The organism is Staphylococcus gallinarum, from assembly GCF_000875895.1.
Taxonomy (GTDB): domain Bacteria; phylum Bacillota; class Bacilli; order Staphylococcales; family Staphylococcaceae; genus Staphylococcus; species Staphylococcus gallinarum.
Genome location: NZ_JXCF01000009.1, coordinates 22,296 through 42,567, shown reverse-complemented (window position 1 = coordinate 42,567; position 20,272 = coordinate 22,296). Strand labels below are relative to the sequence as shown.

Annotated in this window: 19 protein-coding genes; 15 read left to right on the top strand and 4 right to left on the bottom strand. The window is 32.8% G+C overall.

Annotation, left to right across the window (positions count from 1 at the left end; translation table 11 throughout):
* Positions 1–4 precede the first annotated feature (4 nt).
* Positions 5–1,213: a CamS family sex pheromone protein gene (locus SH09_RS08335; protein ID WP_042739193.1), complete on the top strand. Its 1,209-nt coding sequence runs from the start codon at positions 5–7 to the stop codon at positions 1,211–1,213.
* 515 nt (positions 1,214–1,728) lie between these two features.
* Here SH09_RS08335 and putP read toward each other — a convergent pair.
* A complete protein-coding gene (putP, locus tag SH09_RS08330) occupies positions 1,729–3,264 on the bottom strand; it encodes a sodium/proline symporter PutP (protein ID WP_042739192.1) in 1,536 nt (511 codons plus the stop codon).
* Between the two features lie 379 nt (positions 3,265–3,643).
* Between putP and gatC the strand changes: the two genes are divergently transcribed.
* From gatC to dinB, 7 genes are all read left to right on the top strand, one after another.
* Positions 3,644–3,946, top strand: a complete 303-nt coding sequence (gatC, locus tag SH09_RS08325) for an Asp-tRNA(Asn)/Glu-tRNA(Gln) amidotransferase subunit GatC (protein ID WP_042739191.1) — start codon at positions 3,644–3,646, stop codon at positions 3,944–3,946.
* A gap of 1 nt (position 3,947) precedes the next feature.
* Positions 3,948–5,405 (top strand): Asp-tRNA(Asn)/Glu-tRNA(Gln) amidotransferase subunit GatA, encoded by a 1,458-nt coding sequence (gene gatA / locus SH09_RS08320; protein ID WP_042739190.1) that lies wholly within the window; start codon positions 3,948–3,950, stop codon positions 5,403–5,405.
* Positions 5,406–5,417: 12 nt separating this feature from the next.
* Positions 5,418–6,845, top strand: coding sequence for an Asp-tRNA(Asn)/Glu-tRNA(Gln) amidotransferase subunit GatB (gatB, locus tag SH09_RS08315; protein ID WP_042739189.1), 1,428 nt, complete (start codon positions 5,418–5,420; stop codon positions 6,843–6,845).
* Between the two features lie 287 nt (positions 6,846–7,132).
* Positions 7,133–8,050 (top strand): diacylglycerol kinase, encoded by a 918-nt coding sequence (locus tag SH09_RS08310; RefSeq protein WP_042739188.1) that lies wholly within the window; start codon positions 7,133–7,135, stop codon positions 8,048–8,050.
* Positions 8,051–8,183: 133 nt separating this feature from the next.
* Positions 8,184–9,545, top strand: a complete 1,362-nt coding sequence (rlmD, locus tag SH09_RS08305) for a 23S rRNA (uracil(1939)-C(5))-methyltransferase RlmD (RefSeq protein WP_042739187.1) — start codon at positions 8,184–8,186, stop codon at positions 9,543–9,545.
* A 189-nt stretch (positions 9,546–9,734) separates the two neighbouring features.
* Positions 9,735–10,283: a DUF3267 domain-containing protein gene (locus tag SH09_RS08300; RefSeq protein WP_042739186.1), complete on the top strand. Its 549-nt coding sequence runs from the start codon at positions 9,735–9,737 to the stop codon at positions 10,281–10,283.
* Positions 10,284–10,526: 243 nt separating this feature from the next.
* On the top strand, positions 10,527–11,597 hold the full coding sequence (gene dinB, locus SH09_RS08295) for a DNA polymerase IV (protein WP_042739185.1): 1,071 nt from the start codon (positions 10,527–10,529) through the stop codon (positions 11,595–11,597).
* A 71-nt stretch (positions 11,598–11,668) separates the two neighbouring features.
* Here the strand turns inward: dinB and SH09_RS08290 are convergent, their stop codons facing one another.
* Entirely contained in the window at positions 11,669–12,223 is a 555-nt protein-coding gene (locus SH09_RS08290; RefSeq protein ID WP_042739184.1) for a 3'-5' exonuclease, read from the bottom strand.
* A 233-nt stretch (positions 12,224–12,456) separates the two neighbouring features.
* On the bottom strand, positions 12,457–12,957 hold the full coding sequence (ftnA, locus tag SH09_RS08285; RefSeq protein WP_042739183.1) for an H-type ferritin FtnA: 501 nt from the start codon (positions 12,955–12,957) through the stop codon (positions 12,457–12,459).
* Positions 12,958–13,128: 171 nt separating this feature from the next.
* On the opposite strand from ftnA, the gene murT reads away from it, so the two are divergent.
* Positions 13,129–14,448 (top strand): lipid II isoglutaminyl synthase subunit MurT, encoded by a 1,320-nt coding sequence (gene murT / locus SH09_RS08280; protein WP_042739182.1) that lies wholly within the window; start codon positions 13,129–13,131, stop codon positions 14,446–14,448.
* Positions 14,445–15,161, top strand: a complete 717-nt coding sequence (gene gatD, locus SH09_RS08275; RefSeq protein ID WP_042739181.1) for a lipid II isoglutaminyl synthase subunit GatD — start codon at positions 14,445–14,447, stop codon at positions 15,159–15,161. Before murT ends, gatD begins: the two co-directional genes overlap by 4 nt.
* Before the next feature lie 299 nt (positions 15,162–15,460).
* On the opposite strand, the gene SH09_RS08270 is transcribed toward gatD, so the two are convergent.
* A complete protein-coding gene (locus tag SH09_RS08270; RefSeq protein WP_042739180.1) occupies positions 15,461–16,447 on the bottom strand; it encodes an FUSC family protein in 987 nt (328 codons plus the stop codon).
* Between the two features lie 174 nt (positions 16,448–16,621).
* Here SH09_RS08270 and map point away from each other — a divergent pair, with 174 nt between their 5' ends.
* From map to vraR, 5 genes are all read left to right on the top strand, one after another.
* Entirely contained in the window at positions 16,622–17,374 is a 753-nt protein-coding gene (map, locus tag SH09_RS08265; RefSeq protein ID WP_042739179.1) for a type I methionyl aminopeptidase, read from the top strand.
* A 104-nt stretch (positions 17,375–17,478) separates the two neighbouring features.
* On the top strand, positions 17,479–17,865 hold the full coding sequence (locus SH09_RS08260; protein ID WP_042739178.1) for a hypothetical protein: 387 nt from the start codon (positions 17,479–17,481) through the stop codon (positions 17,863–17,865).
* 16 nt (positions 17,866–17,881) lie between these two features.
* A complete protein-coding gene (gene vraT, locus SH09_RS08255) occupies positions 17,882–18,583 on the top strand; it encodes a cell wall-active antibiotics response protein VraT (protein ID WP_042739177.1) in 702 nt (233 codons plus the stop codon).
* Positions 18,580–19,623 carry a sensor histidine kinase VraS gene (gene vraS / locus SH09_RS08250; protein ID WP_042739176.1) on the top strand — a complete coding sequence of 348 codons (1,044 nt, stop codon included), beginning with the start codon at positions 18,580–18,582 and terminating at the stop codon, positions 19,621–19,623. The genes vraT and vraS overlap by 4 nt, the downstream gene beginning before the upstream one ends.
* Positions 19,613–20,242: a response regulator transcription factor VraR gene (gene vraR, locus SH09_RS08245; protein ID WP_042739175.1), complete on the top strand. Its 630-nt coding sequence runs from the start codon at positions 19,613–19,615 to the stop codon at positions 20,240–20,242. Before vraS ends, vraR begins: the two co-directional genes overlap by 11 nt.
* Positions 20,243–20,272: the final 30 nt, after the last annotated feature.

Genomic DNA, 20,272 nt, shown 5'->3' with positions numbered 1-20,272 from the left:
TGGCATGAAAAGAACGCTTATATTAATCATCTCGGCGATTTTTGTGTTGTCTGCATGTGGTAATGATGACAATGGCAACAACAAAAAACAACAAGCAACAAATGATCAACAAGAATCAGGCTCTGTAAAAGAAATTGCAACTGATAAAAATGTCCAAGGTAATAACTATAGAACCATTCTGCCGTTTAAAGAAAGTCAAGCTCGTGGTGTATTACAAGATAATATGGCAAATAGTTATAATGGTGAAGACTTTGAAGATGGCTTATTGGAATTAAGTAAAGAAGTATTCCCAACTGATGACTATATCTATCAAGATGGTCAGTACTTTGATAAGGATACAATTAATGCTTATCTACAACCCAAATATACTAAGAGTGAAGTAGATAAGATGGACGAAGATGAGCGCAAAGAAAAGAAAGCGAATGAAAATTTAGGTTTAAATCCTTCACATAAAGGTGAAAGTGATCCTGAAAAAATTGCCAAAAAATCACCGGCATATCTTTCTAATATTTTGGAACAAGATTTCTATGCGAGTGGAGATACAAAAGGTAAGAAAATAAAGGGTATGACTATTGGATTAGCGATGAATGGTACATATTACTATCAAAAGGAAAAAGATGGCGAAACATTTAGTAAAAAATTAGACGATAAAGAAATCAAAAAGCAAGGTCAACAAATGGCTAGTGAAATTCTATCAAGATTGAGAGAAAATAAAGAACTTAAGGATATTCCTATCCACTTTGCTATTTATAAGCAATCTGGTGAAAACTCTATTGTACCAGGTGAATTTATCAGTGGTACGACAGTAGAAGAAGGAAAAACACGTATCAATGAATGGAAAGATATTAAACAAAAAACAGTGTTACTACCTTCAAATGAAGCAGCTGATTTAGATGAAAATTTAAACACGAATTTCAAACAATTTAATGATAATTTGCAAAGTTATTTCAATAACTTCTCTCAAGCTGTTGGGACGGCTAAATTTGATAATAAAAAAGCGAAGCAATTGTCTGTTGATATTCCGATAGATTTCTATGGTAAAGCAGAAACAATTGGAATCACACAATATGTTACGGAACAAGCTGAAAAATATTTCGATAATATTGATGAATATGAGATTCACATTAAGGATGGAAATGATTCAAAAGCATTAATCAGCAAAACAAAAGATGATAAAGAGCCACAAGTTCATATTTATAAAAACAATAATTAAAAATTATGAGATTTAAATTCCAAATAAAGCACTCAGATGAATGAATTAAATTTATCTGAGTGCTTTATTTTTATATATTACGTATTGTTGGCTCGCTTTCCTAGGGGACAGCTTCAGCCTATAGTCTTCCGCTCGTCCTGTTCCCTCAGGAGTCTCGCCAAAATACGTAGAAAACATTTGTGACTTTTAAATTAGCATTCATTTAAATGCTTGTATTCAATTTGTCTTGTTTATGTTGCTATATCAATCATTAAATAAATAATACTTCAGCTGTTGGTTTATTATTCATATTTCTTATTGTTGGCTCGCTTTCCTAGGGGACAGCTTCAGCCTGTAGTCTTCCGCTTGTCCTGTTCCCTCAGGAGTCTCGCCAAAATACGTCATTGCCAGATCTGAGGGTAGATTAAAATACTTTAAAAAAAGGCAATTCCTATATTATTTCAATAGAAATTGCCTTTTCATGTATCTAATATTTTAATATCTCAGACGTTATGTGATTTGTTAAAAACTTTTTATTAATCTTTCAATATACGTTTCACTTCTGCGATATCATGATCTACAAAGTCTCCTGGCTTCTTAGTCATTTTACTAACGACATAAGTTACGATGACACTAGCTAAGAATCCTGGGATAATTTCATACATACCAAAAATTTCATTAATTTCAGCGAGTGGTTTAATCCACGCAATCCAAATGATAACAACGATTGCACCAACAATCATACCACTTAAAGCACCAGCTCTTGATAAACCTTTCCAATAAAGTGAGAAGATGACAAGTGGACTAAATGCTGCACCGAAACCTGCCCAAGCATTACCAACTAAGTTTAAGATCGTATCGTTTGGTGACCAAGCAATCCAAATTGCTACTATCGCCACAAGTAATACAGATAAACGACCGACCATTACAAATTCTTTTTCATGTGTCTTTGCTTTTTCTTCTCCACGAATTAATTTGTAAAAGTCCTCAGTTAAAGAACTAGAGGTAACGAGCAATTGTGAAGAAATGGTGCTCATAATTGCTGCTAAAATTGCTGCAAGCAAGAAACCACCAACTAATGGATGGAATAAGATTTGACTCATAATAATAAATAGAGTTTCAGGGTCTTCCATTTTAATGTTGCGTTCAGAAATGAAAGCAATACCTGTAAGTCCAACTGCTACGGCACCAAGTAAACCAACCACCATCCAGCTAATACCAAGGCGACGCGCTTTTGGTAACATTTTATGTGTTTTAATAGACATAAAACGCACAATGATATGTGGTTGTCCAAAGTAACCTAATCCCCATGCTAATAGTGAAATAATTCCTAACACTGTTGTCCCTTTAAATAAATTTAAATTCGTTGGTTTCATTTCGGCAACTTGTCTAAATGTATCTAAGCCACTTAATTCAATCAAAGCAACGATAGGTACCATAACCATAGCAATTAACATGATTACACCTTGGAAGAAGTCAGTGATGGATACTGCCATATAACCTCCAAAGAATGTATAAAAAATAACGATTGCAGCGACTAAAATTAAACCAAAGTGATAATTTAAGCCAAATGCGCTCTCGAATAATTTACCACCAGAAACAAAACCTGAATGAGTATATAAAGTAAAGAAGACGACGATAATTAAGCCAGAAATAATTTTAATATAATTTTTACGATCGTCTAATCTATTCTTGAAGAAATCAGGTAATGTGATAGCATCCCCAGCTATTTCTGTATAAACACGTAGTCTTGGTGCTACTACAAAGTAATTTATGTATGCACCTAGTGAAAGACCAATAGTGATCCACATTGCTGATAGACCGGTACTGTATACCGAACCAGGTAATCCCATTATCATCCAACCACTCATATCAGAGGCACCAGCAGATAAAGCTGTTACATAGGGCCCTATGCTTCTACCTCCGAGCATAAATTCACTCAAGTTACCAGTTGACTGTTTATAACCATAATAACCAATCACAAGTAAAATGAGGAAATAAACTACGATCATGATATATGTTTGCCAAGTTGCATGTACTTGACTGGCTAATGAAGAACCTAAAATCATCATGATGAACATCCCCCTTTGTCTATAAGTATATAATTGTGTTACATGAATTATTATACATTGAATTTAATTGTTAGAATAGTGGGAATTCAAATAAATTTTATAAAAATCTTTTTATCACAGTAAATTAAGCGCTTACAATATAATAGTGCAATTATATCCCGTGTATAAAAAAGGGTGGTTTAATATGCAAAATGTACATCGCAACTTTAATAAAATTATAAAAGAGTCAAGTTGCTTAAAATTATATTGTTGATTAAAATCACAAGGAAAGATAAAGCTTTATAGACTAATTTACTGATAATAGTGAAAAACTTAGATTTTTAAGCGAAATTTTGGTACAATTTTGTAATGAATGAGTAAAAAGGAGGCTTTTAATTTAATGGCTAAAGTTACACGTGAAGAAGTTGAGCATATTGCAAACTTAGCTAGACTTCAAATTACTGAAGAAGAAACAACTGAAATGCAAGATACATTAGAAAGTATCTTAAATTTTGCCAACCAAATTGATACTGCAGATACAAGTGATATCGAACCAACATATCACGTTTTAGATTTACAAAATGTATTACGTGAAGATAAAGCAATCGAGGGTATTCCTCAAGAGCTTGCATTGAAAAATGCAAAAGACACTGAAGATGGTCAATTTAAAGTACCATCTATCATGAATGAGGAGGACGCGTAAGATGACCATTCGTTATGAGTCTGTAGAAAATTTAATTAAATTAATTAAAAATAAAGAAGTTAAACCGTCACAAATCGTTAGTGATATATACGATGCAATAGAAGAAACAGATCCAACAATTAAATCGTTTCTTGCTTTAGATAAAGAAAATGCTATTAAAAAAGCACAAGAATTAGATGAATTACAAGCGAAAGATCAAATGGAAGGGAAACTATTTGGTATCCCAATGGGAATTAAAGATAACATTATTACAGAAGGCGTGGAAACAACGTGTGCAAGTAAAATGTTAGAAGGATTCGTACCGATTTATGAATCAACTGTAATGAATAAACTACATAATGAGCAAGCGATACTAATCGGTAAAGTCAATATGGATGAGTTCGCAATGGGTGGTTCAACAGAGACTTCATATTATAAGAAGACAGTGAATCCATTTGACCATACTGCTGTTCCTGGTGGATCATCAGGTGGTTCTGCTGCAGCGGTTGCAGCCGGTTTAGTACCATTTACTTTAGGATCTGATACAGGTGGTTCTATTCGTCAACCAGCAGCATATTGCGGAATTGTAGGATTGAAACCAACATACGGTCGTGTGTCTCGCTTTGGATTAGTTGCATTCGCTTCATCTTTAGACCAAATTGGACCATTGACTCGTACTGTTAAAGATAACGCATTAGTACTTGAAGCAATTACTGGATTAGACGAACATGATTCAACAAGTGCACCAGTTGAAGATGCTGATTTTACTTCAGATATCGGTAAAGACATTAAAGGATTAAAAATTGCATTACCTAAAGAATATTTAGGAGAAGGTGTTTCTGAAGAAGTTAAAGCATCTGTACAACAAGCAGTTGAAACTTTAACTGAATTAGGAGCTACCGTAGAAGAAGTATCACTACCTAATACTAAATATGGTATTCCATCATATTATGTTATTGCATCTTCTGAAGCATCATCAAACTTATCACGTTTTGATGGTATTAGATATGGTTATCACTCACCTGAAGCAAACTCATTAGAAGAATTATACAAAATGTCTCGAAGCGAAGGCTTTGGTGCTGAAGTTAAGCGTCGTATTTACTTAGGAACATTTGCTTTAAGTTCAGGATACTATGACGCATTTTATAAAAAATCACAAAAAGTAAGAACACTTATCAAAAATGATTTTGATCGTGTATTCAAAGAATATGACGTTGTTGTTGGTCCAACTACACCAACTCCAGCCTTTAATCTAGGTGAGGAAATTGATGATCCATTAACAATGTATGCAAATGATCTATTAACGACACCAGTTAACTTGGCTGGTTTACCAGGTATTTCTGTTCCTTGTGGTAAATCTAACGGTCGTCCAATTGGCTTACAATTTATCGGTAAACCGTTCGATGAGAAGACGTTATATCGTGTTGCTTACCAATATGAAACAAAATTCAATCTTCATAATGAATACGAAAATTTATAAGGAGTGGAAACCATGCATTTTGAAACAGTTATTGGACTAGAGGTCCATGTTGAACTTAAAACAGAATCTAAGATGTTCTCTCCATCACCAGCGCATTTTGGTGCAAATCCAAACTCTAATACGAACGTAATTGATCTTGCTTACCCAGGTGTCTTACCAGTAGTAAATAGACGTGCAGTAGACTGGGCGATGAGAGCTTCAATGGCATTAAATATGGATATTGCTACAGAATCTAAATTCGATCGTAAAAACTATTTCTACCCAGATAATCCGAAAGCATATCAAATTTCTCAATTTGACCAACCAATTGGTGAAAATGGTTATATTGATATTGAAGTAGGCGGAAAAACAAAACGAATCGGTATTACACGTCTTCATATGGAAGAAGATGCTGGTAAATCAACGCACAAAGATGGTTATTCATTAGTTGACTTAAACCGTCAAGGTACACCATTAATCGAGATTGTGTCTGAGCCTGACATCCGTTCTCCACAAGAAGCATATGCTTATTTAGAAAAATTACGCTCAATTATTCAATACACTGGCGTATCTGATTGTAAAATGGAAGAGGGATCATTACGTTGTGATGCTAACATTTCTTTACGACCATATGGTCAAGAGGAATTTGGTACTAAAGCAGAGTTGAAAAACCTTAACTCATTTACTTACGTACGTAAAGGTCTTGAATATGAAGAAAAACGTCAAGAAGAAGAATTATTAAATGGCGGAGAAATTCTTCAAGAAACACGTAGATTTGATGAATCAACTGGTAAAACAATTCTAATGCGTGTGAAAGAAGGTTCTGATGATTATCGTTACTTCCCAGAACCTGATATTGTTCCACTTTATGTAGATGAAGAATGGAAAGAGCGCGTACGTCAAACTATTCCTGAATTGCCAGATGAAAGAAAAGAAAAATATGTTAATCAATTTGGTCTGCCAGCTTACGATGCACATGTCTTAACATTAACTAAAGAAATGTCAGATTTCTTTGAAGGTGCAGTAGAAGCAGGTGCCGATGTGAAATTAACATCAAACTGGTTAATGGGTGGCGTAAATGAATATCTAAATAAAAACCAAGTTGAGCTGTTAGATACAAAATTAACACCAGAAAATTTAGCTGGTATGATTAAGTTAATTGAAGATGGCACAATGAGTAGTAAAATTGCTAAAAAAGTATTCCCAGAATTAGCTGAAAATGGTGGAGATGCTAAACAAATTATGGAAGATAAAGGACTAGTTCAAATTTCTGATGAGGCTACATTATTGAAATTTGTTAACGAAGCTTTAGATAATAATCCACAATCTGTTGAAGACTTTAAAAATGGTAAAGGTAAGGCGATGGGCTTCTTAGTCGGTCAAATTATGAAAGCCTCTAAAGGTCAAGCAAACCCACAATTAGTTAACCAATTATTAAAGCAAGAATTAGAAAAGAGATAATTGAGTAATTAATATAATAGCTTGGGGTCATCATTGCACATAGCTTATACAAGTAGGGCTAATCCAATTTTTTTGGATTAGCCCTACTTGTTATTTTATAGAAAAAGGTTATCTTATATTTTTAAACATAATGACTATCTATTGATTTTCAGTCAATGATACAGTTTATGTGGAAGTCAATTTTGTCTATTTGCATAATATATTCAGTTAATTTGGTCTAAATGCTTTTATCCATTTCATAAATCATTTAATATAGAGTATGAGTAAATGAAGTTGAGGGATAAAATATGAGAAAACGAGCTAGAATCATTTATAATCCAACGTCAGGTAAGGAATTATTTAAACGTACGTTACCAGATGTGTTAATAAAATTAGAAAAAGCTGGATTTGAGACGAGTGCATATGCGACTGAAAAGGTTGGCGATGCGACTGCAGAAGCAGCAAGATGTTTAGAACATAACTACGATGTACTGATTGCAGCTGGTGGTGATGGTACCCTTAATGAAGTAATCAATGGTATCGCTGAACAGCCTAACAGACCCCAATTAGGTATTATTCCAATGGGGACTGTGAATGATTTTGGACGTGCTTTACATCTGCCTAATGACATCATGAGTGCAATCGATGTTATTATAGAAGGTCACAGTACCAAAGTTGATATTGGTAAGATGAATAGTAGATACTTTATAAACTTGGCGGCTGGCGGTCAACTCACACAAGTTTCATATGAGACACCAAGTAAATTGAAGTCGATTGTAGGACCTTTTGCATACTATATCAAAGGTTTCGAAATGTTACCACAAATGAAGGCTGTCGATTTACGTATAGAATATGATGATGAAGTGTTCCAAGGTGAAGCCTTGTTATTCTTATTAGGTTTAACAAATTCGATGGCAGGATTTGAAAAGTTAGTACCAGATGCCAAGCTAGATGACGGACATTTTACATTGATTATCGTTGAGAAGGCTAATTTAGCAGAATTAGGGCATATTATGACGTTAGCTTCAAGAGGCGAGCACACCAAACATCCAAAGGTGCATTATAAGAAAGCAAAATCAGTCAGTGTGTCATCATTCGTTGATATGCAGTTAAATGTCGATGGCGAATATGGCGGTAAATTACCAGGTAATTTCTTGAATTTAAAGCAACACATTGAAGTTTATACACCGAGTGATGTTCACAATCAAGAATTAGTAGAACAATAATAACGTAAATTAAGCTTGAAGTGTGTATTCACTTTAAGTTAAAATAAATAGTCGAAAAAATTTAAAAGAGAGTTAAGCGACGAGGTTAGGTAAACATCAAGTATCCTAACCTCTTTTCATGTGGGGTGAAATAATGAGTACATTACAAAAAAATGAAGTGCGAGAAGGTAAAGTGATTGATTTGACACATGAAGGGCATGGTGTTGTTAAATTAGATCGCTATCCTATTTTTATACCGAATGCATTAATTGATGAAACAATTGAATATAAAGTGATTAAGGTAAAAAAGAACTTTGCAATTGGTAAGTTATTAGATATTAAAGTACAAAGCAATCAAAGAGTTGAACCACCCTGTGTTTATTATTACAAGTGTGGTGGTTGTCAGTTGCAACACTTGTCATATCAAGCACAGTTAGCAATGAAAAAAGAGCAAGTAATTAATTTGTTTCACCGTAAGGCCAACTTCGAAAATACTATTATCCATGACACAATAGGAATGGAGACGCCATGGCGCTATCGAAACAAATCTCAAATTCCTGTAGGTAAAAATGAAAATAATGATGCAATCATGGGTTTTTATCGTCAAAGAAGTCATCAAATCATAGATATGGATGAATGTTTAATACAAGATACAAAACATCAAGATGTAATGAATCATGTGAAGCAATGGTGCAATGAACTAAATGTGAGTATTTATGATGAACGCAAAAAAGCTGGACTTATGCGTCATGTTGTTATCAGAACAGGTCATTATACTGGAGATTTGATGGTTATATTTGTTACAAATGGTAAGAAATTCAAACAAAGTGACATTATGACTCAAAAATTAATTGAAACATTTCCAAATATAAAAAGTGTAAAGCATAATATTAACAATACCCATTCTAATGTCATCATGGGTGACGTTTCACATACACTTTATGGTGTAGATCAAATTGAAGATACTTTATCAGATATTACCTTTAAGATTAGCGATCAATCGTTTTACCAAATTAACTCTACTCAAACTGAAAAATTATATCAACGTGCGATTGAATATGCAGATTTACAAGGCGAGGAAACAGTGTTAGACACATATTGTGGTATAGGTACCATTGGTCTTTACATGGCACCAAAAGCAAAGCATGTATATGGTGTTGAAGTTGTACCTGAAGCTATTGAGGATGCTAAAAAGAATGCGACTATAAACCAGTTTGAAAATACTACTTTTGTCTGTGGTAAAGCAGAAGAAGTTATTTTAAAATGGAAAGCACAAGGAATCAAGCCTGATGTAGTTATGGTTGATCCCCCACGCAAAGGTTGCGATGAAAGTTTTTTAGATACATTATTAGAATTAAATCCAAGAAGAATTGTCTATATATCTTGTAATCCTTCAACGCAACAAAGAGATGCACAACATTTAGCAACTCAGTACGAGTTAACACAAATTACACCTGTCGATATGTTCCCACATACAACACATGTGGAAACAGTGGCGCAATTTGATAGAATATAATATTTGTTAGTAAAAGGTAATAAAGGGAATAGACCAACTAACATAGAACTATAATATTTCGAAATATTGCAGGAAACGGATGTTTGTTAAAATTCAATTACAGGCAACTAACTTTCGTGAAATGTACTTTAAACGTGGGAATAACCATTGTATACTCTAGGTAATAGGTAACGATTGGGAGGTTAGCTAATGTTTAAAATTGATTTGCTTGCTAATAAAAAAGCATTGGAAAGGTTTATATTGTTCCAACTCACAGTGGTTATGATTTCAATTTTATTTTGCTATAAGTTGGCATATTCATTAACGCATATTATTGAGCAAAACATCGTCTTTAACATGATATTTGGGATTCTAGGGTTTACGGTGATTTATTTCTTACATGAACTGATTCATATCGTATGTTTTAAATTGTTCTCTAAAGGTGAGAAGCCCACATATAAATTTAAACTGGGCTTGTTGTCGACACATATGCCAAAGGTATATTTTAAAAGATGGCAATATATCATTATAATGTTAGCACCTTTAGTCGTTATCACAGCATTATTATTTATTGTATTTTCATTTTATGCTTACTCATCAATATTGTTTATTGCTAGTATACATGTGGGATATTGTGTACTTGATATTTATTTTGTGACTGGGGCATTAAATAGTAAAGTCAAACTTATTGAAGATACTGAAGAGGGTATATTGTTTTATACAGAAGATAAGACTACATACCGCACTGAGCTAGAATAAGCTAAATTAGGCAATTGCAATTGTATATTATGTTAGTTCGATTATAGAGCCAATGATTTCAAGTTATTATTGAAACCATTGGCTTTAACTATGTCATGAATTGTAAATATTTTAAATTTCTAATAACTCAATAGAATAGACAAATGGCTACAACTGAAACTAAATTGCTAGTATAATAAATGTACTAGAAGGTAATATCCATGATGAAATTTTATGACATAAATGAAAAGGAGGTGTATGGTATTGGCAGAAAGACGCATTATTCATGTTGATATGGATTATTTCTTCGCGCAAGTTGAAATGCGTGATAATCCAAAGTTAAAAGGGAAACCAGTTATTGTAGGAGGTAAAGCGAGTAGTCGGGGCGTGGTATCTACAGCATCTTATGAAGCACGTCAATATGGTGTTCATTCTGCAATGCCTACAGCTCAAGCGCATAAACTATGTCCGAATGGCTATTATGTTTCTCCAAGATTTGAAGCATATAAAGCAGCTTCTGATAAAATTATGAAAATATTTAAAAGTTATACAGATATTGTTGAACCATTATCTTTAGATGAGGCGTATTTAGATATAACCCATTTGGTGAGACCTGATCTTCCAGCATCAAGTATTGCTCAATATATAAGAAGAGATATTTTTGAGGAAACAAAGTTAACAGCTTCAGCTGGCGTATCATACAATAAATTTCTCGCTAAATTAGCCAGTGGTATGAATAAGCCCAATGGTTTAACAGTAATTGATTATAATAATGTTCATGAAATATTGATGAATTTAGATATTGGTGATTTTCCAGGGGTAGGTAAAGCATCAAAAGAAAAAATGCATGAACACCATATATTTAATGGACAAGATTTATATAATCAAAGTGAGTATGAACTGATAAGGTTATTTGGTAAACGAGGTCATGGTTTATATAATAAAGCGCGTGGAGTCGATCATAATCCTGTAAAACCAACAAGAATTCGTAAATCTGTAGGTACTGAGAGAACCTTTTCAACTGATATGAACGACGATGACGCGATATTACAAAAAATATGGGAACTAAGTAATAAAACTGCAGATAGATTAGCTAAAATTCAAAAGTCAGGTAAAACAGTAACCGTAAAAATAAAAACATATAAATTTGAAGCCTTATCAAAGCAAAAAAGTTTAAGGTCACCTGTTAGAAATGAAACAGATATCTATAATATCGCTTATAGCCTGTATGCTGAGTTGAAGGACCCTGAAGTACCAATTCGATTAGTTGGTGTAACTGTAGGTAATTTAGAACGCTCAACATACGAAAATATGACTATTTATGACTATATTTAAATTACATTAATGTAAACATGAACAGGCACGAAACAAATTTTTGCTTCGTGCCTGTTCTGCATATTAATAAACTAATCTTTATCAGTTAAATCTTTACCATAAATCTTTAACATGCTATCTAAATTTTCATAGTGTTGTAATAATCTGAATGTTATCATAGCGCATGCTTTCGCATCATTTAATGCATCATGATGACCATGGAAACCTAAATTGTAATATTGCATCATATAATTTAGTCCATAGCGATGGTGATTGATTGTTCTTCTGGATAATTGCAATGAACAAAAGTATCTCATACTAGGTGTTTGTTGACCTATTGCCTTTATACTTTCATGCAATACATTCATATCAAACGCAGCATTATGCGCAACAACAGGTAAATTACCAATAAAATCTAACATATGTGGATAGACAAATGCAAAGTCAGGTGCATTTTGAACATCATCTGGTTGAATACCGTGTACTGCTATGTTTTGTTGAGAAAAATAGTCATTCGGATTTACTAATGTGTAAAATGTTTCAGTGATTTGATGATTGACTACTTTAACCATACCAACTGAACAAATGCTTGTGCGTTTACCATTTGCAGTTTCAAAGTCCAAGGCAATAAATGCGTCGTCTTTCATTGTGCAAGTTCCTTTCAAAGTAAAAATATATCGTTTAAATTACTAGCTTCAATTATAAATAATATCCATATTGTTAGTAATATTATTATACACTATATAGAAATATTCATGGCACAACTTGCATAATCAATTGCAATGATAAAATATAAAAAACCCATTCTTAAATGTGAATGGGTGAGCCGTTATGGAACGATTGAACTTAAGTTTAAAAAATATAGACTGAATTATGAACCTTATTCTTCATTAAATGTACGTGCTGCAAGTTCTTTTTCGTATAAATAAAGTGTATTGCTATCATCACCAATACGTTTCAAGTAATCGATGTGTGTTTCAAACATTGATTCTTCTTCAACTTGTTCATCTAGGAACCAATTTAAAAATGAAATTGTTGCATAATCTTTATCTTTATTTGCTAATTCTGATAAATTATAGAAACGACGTGTAACATCTTGTTCTTGTGCAAGTCCATCTTCAAATGTTTCTAAAATATTTTTGAAATCAGATTTTGGTGCTGAAATAGCTGAGAACACTGCTTTTTCACCACGGTCATTAATGTAATCATAAATTTTTTGACCATGAAATCTTTCTTCTTTAGCTTGTTGGATATAAAAGTTAGCAAAACCTTCATATGAACCATTGTCACAGTATGCTGCCATTGCCATGTATGCATGGGCTGCGTAAAATTCATGGTTCATTTGTTCATTTAATGCGTCTAACAATTCTTTGTTTAACATAAGTAATAGCCTCCATATATCATTTTTTTTAGTATAACAAATCTATTCTCATTAGTAAATAATAATTATTATAATCTAGAGATTGGGTATGATAATTCTTAATGAGAATTGTTTGGAATACAACTTAATCATGTTATAATATTTTAAGTGAAGAAGTAGAGGAGGAACGACATGAGACGTTGGACTGCGACACGACTAGCAAAAGTAGCAAGGCAAGCGAGCAGAGCTGCAGGGAAAAAGGGCACTGACTTGCCAGGTCAAATTGCTAGAAGAGTAGATAAAAATATATTAAGAAAATTAGCTTCTCAAGTGGATGAAATTGTATTTATAAGTGGTACAAATGGGAAAACAACCACTTCAAATTTAATAGGTCATACTTTAAGAGCCAATGATATTAAAATCATACATAATAATGAAGGTGCGAACATGGCAGCTGGCATCACTTCGGCATTCATTTTACAAATCAAACCAGCAACAAAGATTGCTGTTATTGAGATTGATGAAGGATCGATACCAAGAGTGCTAAATGAAGTAACGCCGACAATGATGGTATTCACAAACTTCTTCCGAGACCAAATGGACCGCTTTGGTGAAATTGATATTATGGTTAACAATATTGCTAATGCTATTAGTAATAAAGGTATTAAGTTGTTACTAAATGCTGATGATCCATTTGTAAGTAGATTGAAGATTGCAAGTGATACAGTTGAATATTACGGTATGAAAGCTCATGCACATGAATTTGAACAAAGTACAATGAATGAGAGCAAGTATTGTCCTAATTGCGGACAACTATTACATTATGATTATATCCATTATAACCAAATTGGGCATTATCATTGTAATTGTGGCTTTAAGCGTGAAGCAACGAAATACGAAGTATCTCACTTTGATTTAACCCCTTTTATTAATATATCCATTGAAAATGAAATGTTTAATATGAAAATTGCAGGCGATTTTAATGCTTATAATACAATTGCAGCATATACAGTTCTGAGAGAATTAGGATTAAATAATGATGCGATACGAAGAGGATTTGAAACATACACATCAAATAATGGACGTATGCAATATTTCAGAAAAGATAGTAAAGAAGCAATGATAAACCTAGCTAAAAATCCTGCCGGTATGAATGCGAGTCTTTCAGTAGGTGAACAATTAGAAGGACGTAAAGTATATCTAATGAGTTTAAATGACAATGCTGCTGATGGAAAGGACACATCCTGGATTTATGATGCCGACTTTGAAAAGCTAATACGTCAGGATATTGAAGCGATAATCGTTACAGGGACTCGTGCGGAAGAGTTACAATTGAGATTGAAATTGGCTGAAGTAAATGTACCAATCATATTAGAGAAAGACATTTATAAGGCCACTGCTAAGTCAATGGAGTTTAAAGAGAGTTTTACTGTGGCGATACCAAACTATACTTCATTAACGCCAATGCTTAGTCAGTTAAACCACTCTTTTGAGGAGGGGAAAGATAAATGAACGAATTAACGGTTTATCACTTTATGCCAGATAAATTAAACCTTTATAGTGATATAGGGAATATCATTGCATTAAAGCAACGTGCCAAGCTGAGAAACATTAAATTAAATGTCAGAAATGTAAATGAAACTGAAGGTGTAACATTAGATGACTGTGATATTTTCTTTATCGGTGGTGGTAGTGATAGAGAACAATCATTAGCTACTAAAGAACTAAGTAAAATTAAAGAAAAATTAAAGACTGCAATTGAAGACGGTATGCCAGGCTTAACAATTTGTGGCGGTTATCAGTTTTTAGGCAGTAAATATATTACACCTGATGGTACAGAATTAGCAGGTTTAAACATTTTAGACTTTTATACTAAATCACAAACTGACCGACTGACTGGTGATATAGTAATTGAAAGTGAGACATTTGGTACAATTGTTGGTTTTGAGAACCATGGTGGAAGAACGTATCATAATTTTGGTACGCTAGGTAAAGTCGTGCATGGTTTTGGTAATAATGATGACGATGCAAAAGAAGGGATTCATTATAAAAATTTATTAGGTACTTATTTACATGGGCCAATTTTACCTAAAAATCATGAAATAACGGATTATTTATTGGAGAAGGCATGTGAGAGAAAGAATATTCCATTCGAGCCGAAACAATTAGATAATACGGAAGAAGAAGCGGCAAAGCAAGTTATTGTCGACCGTGTTTCAAAGTAACAGGTATAGCATAATCCTATTCTTATAGGTTTAATAAAGATATAACTAAAACTGCCAATACAGTGCGTGCACTGTATTGGCAGTTTTTATATGGAAATATTCTGTTTTGATTTGATGATTTCTTAGAAACAATCATTTAACCAGTGACTAAACGAGGTCTATCACGTTATCAGGTACTTTAGCAATGTACTAAATAAAATAAACAAAGTCTAGACGATTACCAATAAAGACTTTAAATGAACCTTGCTTTGAAACTGTATGACAAGAAGAGTAAAGTGTTTAAAATCGATTGTAACCATTTAGGCAAATCGATGATCTAATATACGATAGATTAATAATATTTCGTAAATAATATGGCTCTTTATTTGATTGTCATCAAATTCATCTAACCCTTTAACAGATGCTTTTAACACGGAAGCAGCACGTCGTTGTCTTTCGAAATGTCCGGTTTTATGAATTTCACTAATACTATGTGCAATATTAAGTATTGCAAGGCGTTCCTCGCAAGTAAACACTTCATATGTATCCTTAGGTAAATAAACAAGGTTAGAAAGATGTGTGATAAATAATCTGTTAGTGTGTGAGCGTGTCGTTAATGATTTAAGTCTGATCCATTCATCGTCATGGTGTTTATGGTAACTGAGTTCGTCTTTTTGATAGGATAGCAGTGTTTCTACCTTTTGGTTTAAATCTAACAATGCGTTCAATTGATTGAAGGGTGCTCCTTTAGTAAACTTCCCAAGTAACAGTTGTTTCATGCGTGTGTTGAATAAATCATACATCAAAGATTCCGTTAAATTAATATTGTCTTCAAGTTGATCATAATACTTGGGTGGTAAGACGATGAAGTTGACTAACCCAGCAGTGACCAATCCGATAATGGCAGTCAATAAACGCGAAAAGAAATTGAAATAGTATGCTTCATGTATACCTGGAATCATCGCCATCGCTGTAAGCGTTGCTACCGTGGTACCAACATGTAAATTAAGTTTAGTACATAAAATAATAGTAAATGTTGCACTAAAGGCGTATGAAAATGGCGACTGGTCACCAAAGATAAAGGTGAATACAACAGAAAATAATGCACCAATTACAGTTGCAGGCAAACGTTTGTAGCCTTTTTTTAATGATGCTTTAGCAGTTGGTTCTATTGTTACGATAGCTGTTAATATTGCGAAAATAGGATTTAAATCTAAGGCTAAACAAAAAAATGCAGTTAAAAATGTAGCTAAACCTGTTTTAATTGTTCTTGCACCGATAATGCGTTTATACCAATTATCATTCATTAACAAAACTCCTAGTAGATTAAAAAATCAAACGTAGTATATAAACAAAAGTTGCCGTATGATTCATTCAAGTATAGTGTTAAACTGTACTTGTTGAATTTTTCTAATTTATTATATCAAAAAAAATCTGCTATAATAAGAAAGAATATAAATTTTAAAAAGGAACGGGATAAAATGATTGTAAAAACAGAAGAAGAATTAATTGCGTTAAAAGACATTGGTTATATCTGTGCTTTAGTTCGCGACAAAATGCAAGCTGCTACAGTACCTGGTATCACAACTAAAGAATTAGATGATATTGCAAAGGATTTATTTGAAGAACATGGTGCAATTTCTGCTCCTATCCATGATGAAAACTTCCCAGGGCAAACATGTATAAGTGTAAATGAAGAAGTTGCTCATGGTATCCCTGGTAAACGCACAATTAAAGAAGGCGACTTGGTAAATATAGATGTTTCTGCATTAAAGAATGGTTATTATGCAGATACTGGAATTTCATTTGTAGTCGGCGAATCAGATAATCCATTAAAGCAAAAGGTATGCGATGTGGCTTTAGAAGCATTTGAAGCGGCAATGACAAAGGTGAAACCAGGTACGAAATTAAGTCAAATCGGGAAGGCTGTACACGCAACAGCACGTAAAAATGATTTGACAGTAATCAAAAACCTAACGGGGCATGGTGTTGGCCAATCATTACACGAAGCACCAAACCACGTAATGAATTATTATGATCCAAAAGATAAAACATTATTAAAAGAGGGCACTGTAATAGCAGTAGAGCCGTTTATTTCAACAAATGCTACATTCGTTACAGAAGGTAAAAATGAATGGGCATTTGAAACAAATGATAAAAGTTTTGTTGCACAAATTGAACACACAGTGATTGTGACAAAAGATGGACCTGTTTTAACTACTAAAATAGATTAAAAAGTGTTTCGGTCTAAAGTCCTAATATAAGATGGTTCCGGAGCCTATTACAATGGCTCCGGATATTTTTTATAATAGAATCTAATCAAGCATGAGGTGATTCTATGAATTATATTACGTTATATTTAGAAAAAGTTACGAGAAATACATTTTATAGCAGTTTAGTAGAATACAGAGATGCATTAGATAAAAAATTAAGAAGCATCGAATTATATATCAAATACTTAATTGAAAGAAAAGCATATTTAGAAGAATTAATTGACAGTTTAACTTTAACCTTAGAGAATAAATATATCGATAAAATAGAGGAAAAACATATTTATTGCGCTAAGGAAATCGATGATAATGAAATTGAAAATATTAAAAATAAATTAAATGGAATGGAAGCAGACTACGCGAGAATTGAAGCCGATTTATCACATCAAGCTACAGAGAAAGCAAATGTAGAAACAGAATGTGATTTAATCGAACGTATTAGTTTAGTCGCTTGAAGAAAGGTGGCGAAACATGACTCATAAATATATATCAACTGAAATGTTGATCATATTTACAGCTTTAATGATCATAGCCAATTTTTATTACATTTTCTTTGAAAAGATTGGCTTCTTATTAGTGTTATTACTAGGGTGCATTTTAGTTTATGTAGGTTACTTATATTTTCATAAAGTAAGAGGACTATTGTCTTTTTGGATAGGAACATTATTAATTGCCTTTACATTACTCTCTAATAAATACACTATTATAATTTTATTTATCTTTTTAATTGTCTTAATTGTGAGATATATTATTTATAGATTTAAACCATTAAAAGTTGTTGCAACGGACGAAGATGTAGAGTCACCCGAGTTTATTAAGCAAAAATGGTTTGGTGAACAACGTACACCAGTTTATGTATATAAATGGGAAGATTTACAGGTTCAACACGGCATTGGTGATGTCCATATAGATATGTCAAAAGCAGCAAATATTAAGGAAAATAATACAGTTGTTGTGAGACATATTTTAGGTAAAGTACAAATCATTGTTCCGCTTAATTATAATATTAAATTAAATTTCACCACTTTATATGGTAATGCTTATATTAATGATAAGTCTTACAAAGTGGAAAACAATAATATAAAGGTTGAAGAACAGACTAAAGCTGAAAATTATGCTGTGAATATCTTTGTTTCAACATTCTTAGGTGATGTTGAGGTGATTTATAAGTGAATCACTATATAAGAGCGATTGGCTCGATGTTAATATTAGTTTATAGTACATTTTTTGCAATCTTTTTTATAGATAAAGTGTTTGTAAATATCATGTATTTCCAGGGCATGTTTTACACACAAATATTTGGTATTCCAGTATTACTTTTTCTAAATTTACTAGTAATATTGTTATGTATCATTGTGGGTTCTGTTTTAGCTTATAAAATAAATCAACAAAATCATTGGTTACAAAACCAAATAGAACGCTCAATTGAAGGTCAAACAGTAGGGATTAATGACCAAAATATTGAACTGTACAATGAAACGATAGAATTGTACCAAACGTTAGTGCCACTTAATCAAGAGGTACATAAACTGCGTATGAAGACGCAAAATTTAACAAATGAGTCATACAATATTAATGACGTTAAGGTTAAAAAAATAATAGAAGATGAAAGACAAAGGTTAGCTAGAGAATTACATGATTCTGTAAGTCAGCAATTGTTCGCTGCGAGTATGATGCTTTCAGCTATTAAAGAATCGAACTTGGAGCCACCTTTAAACCAACAAATTCCAGTCCTAGAAAAAATGATTCAAGATTCACAACTAGAAATGCGTGCTTTACTCTTACATTTGAGACCAATTGGTTTAAAAGATAAATCATTAGGTGAAGGTATTAAAGATTTAGTCGTTGATTTACAAAAGAAAGTACCTATGAAGGTTGTACATGATATTGAAGAATTTAAAGTACCTAAAGGTATCGAGGATCATTTGTTTAGAATAACGCAAGAAGCTATTTCTAATACATTAAGACATTCTAAGGGAACTAAAGTTACGATTGAATTATTTAATAAAGAAGATTATCTTTTATTACGTATTCAAGATGATGGGAAAGGCTTTAATGTTGACGATAAATTAGAGCAAAGTTATGGGTTGAAAAATATGCGAGAACGTGCACTTGAAATTGGCGCGACTTTCCATATTGTATCGTTACCTGATGCAGGTACAAGAATTGAAGTGAAAGCACCGTTAAATAAGGAGGAGTCTAATGACGATTAAAGTATTATTTGTTGATGATCATGAAATGGTTAGAATAGGAATTTCAAGTTATTTATCAACACAGTCAGATATTGATGTGGTAGGAGAAGGTAAATCAGGAAAAGAAGCTATTGAAAAGGCACATGAACTACAACCAGATTTAATCTTGATGGATTTACTCATGGATGACATGGACGGTGTCGAAGCTACCGAGCAAGTTAAAAAGGACTTACCTCAAATCAAAGTAGTTATGTTAACAAGTTATATAGAAGATAACGAAGTATATCGAGCACTAGATTCAGGGGTTGATAGTTATATTCTAAAGACAACAAGTGCAAGTGATATTGCTGAAGCAATTAGGAAAACACATGCTGGTGAATCTGTTTTTGAAGCAGAAGTACTAGTGAAAATGCGTAATAGAATGAAACAACGTGCAGAATTATATGAAATGTTAACAGAGCGTGAAATGGAAATCTTATTACTTATAGCTAAAGGTTATTCAAATCAAGAAATCGCGAGCGCATCACATATAACAATTAAGACCGTTAAGACACATGTTAGTAATATATTGAGTAAACTTGAAGTTCAAGATAGAACACAGGCTGTTATCTATGCCTTTCAACATAATTTAATTCAATAATAAAAAGGACAATCGATTATTTCGATTGTC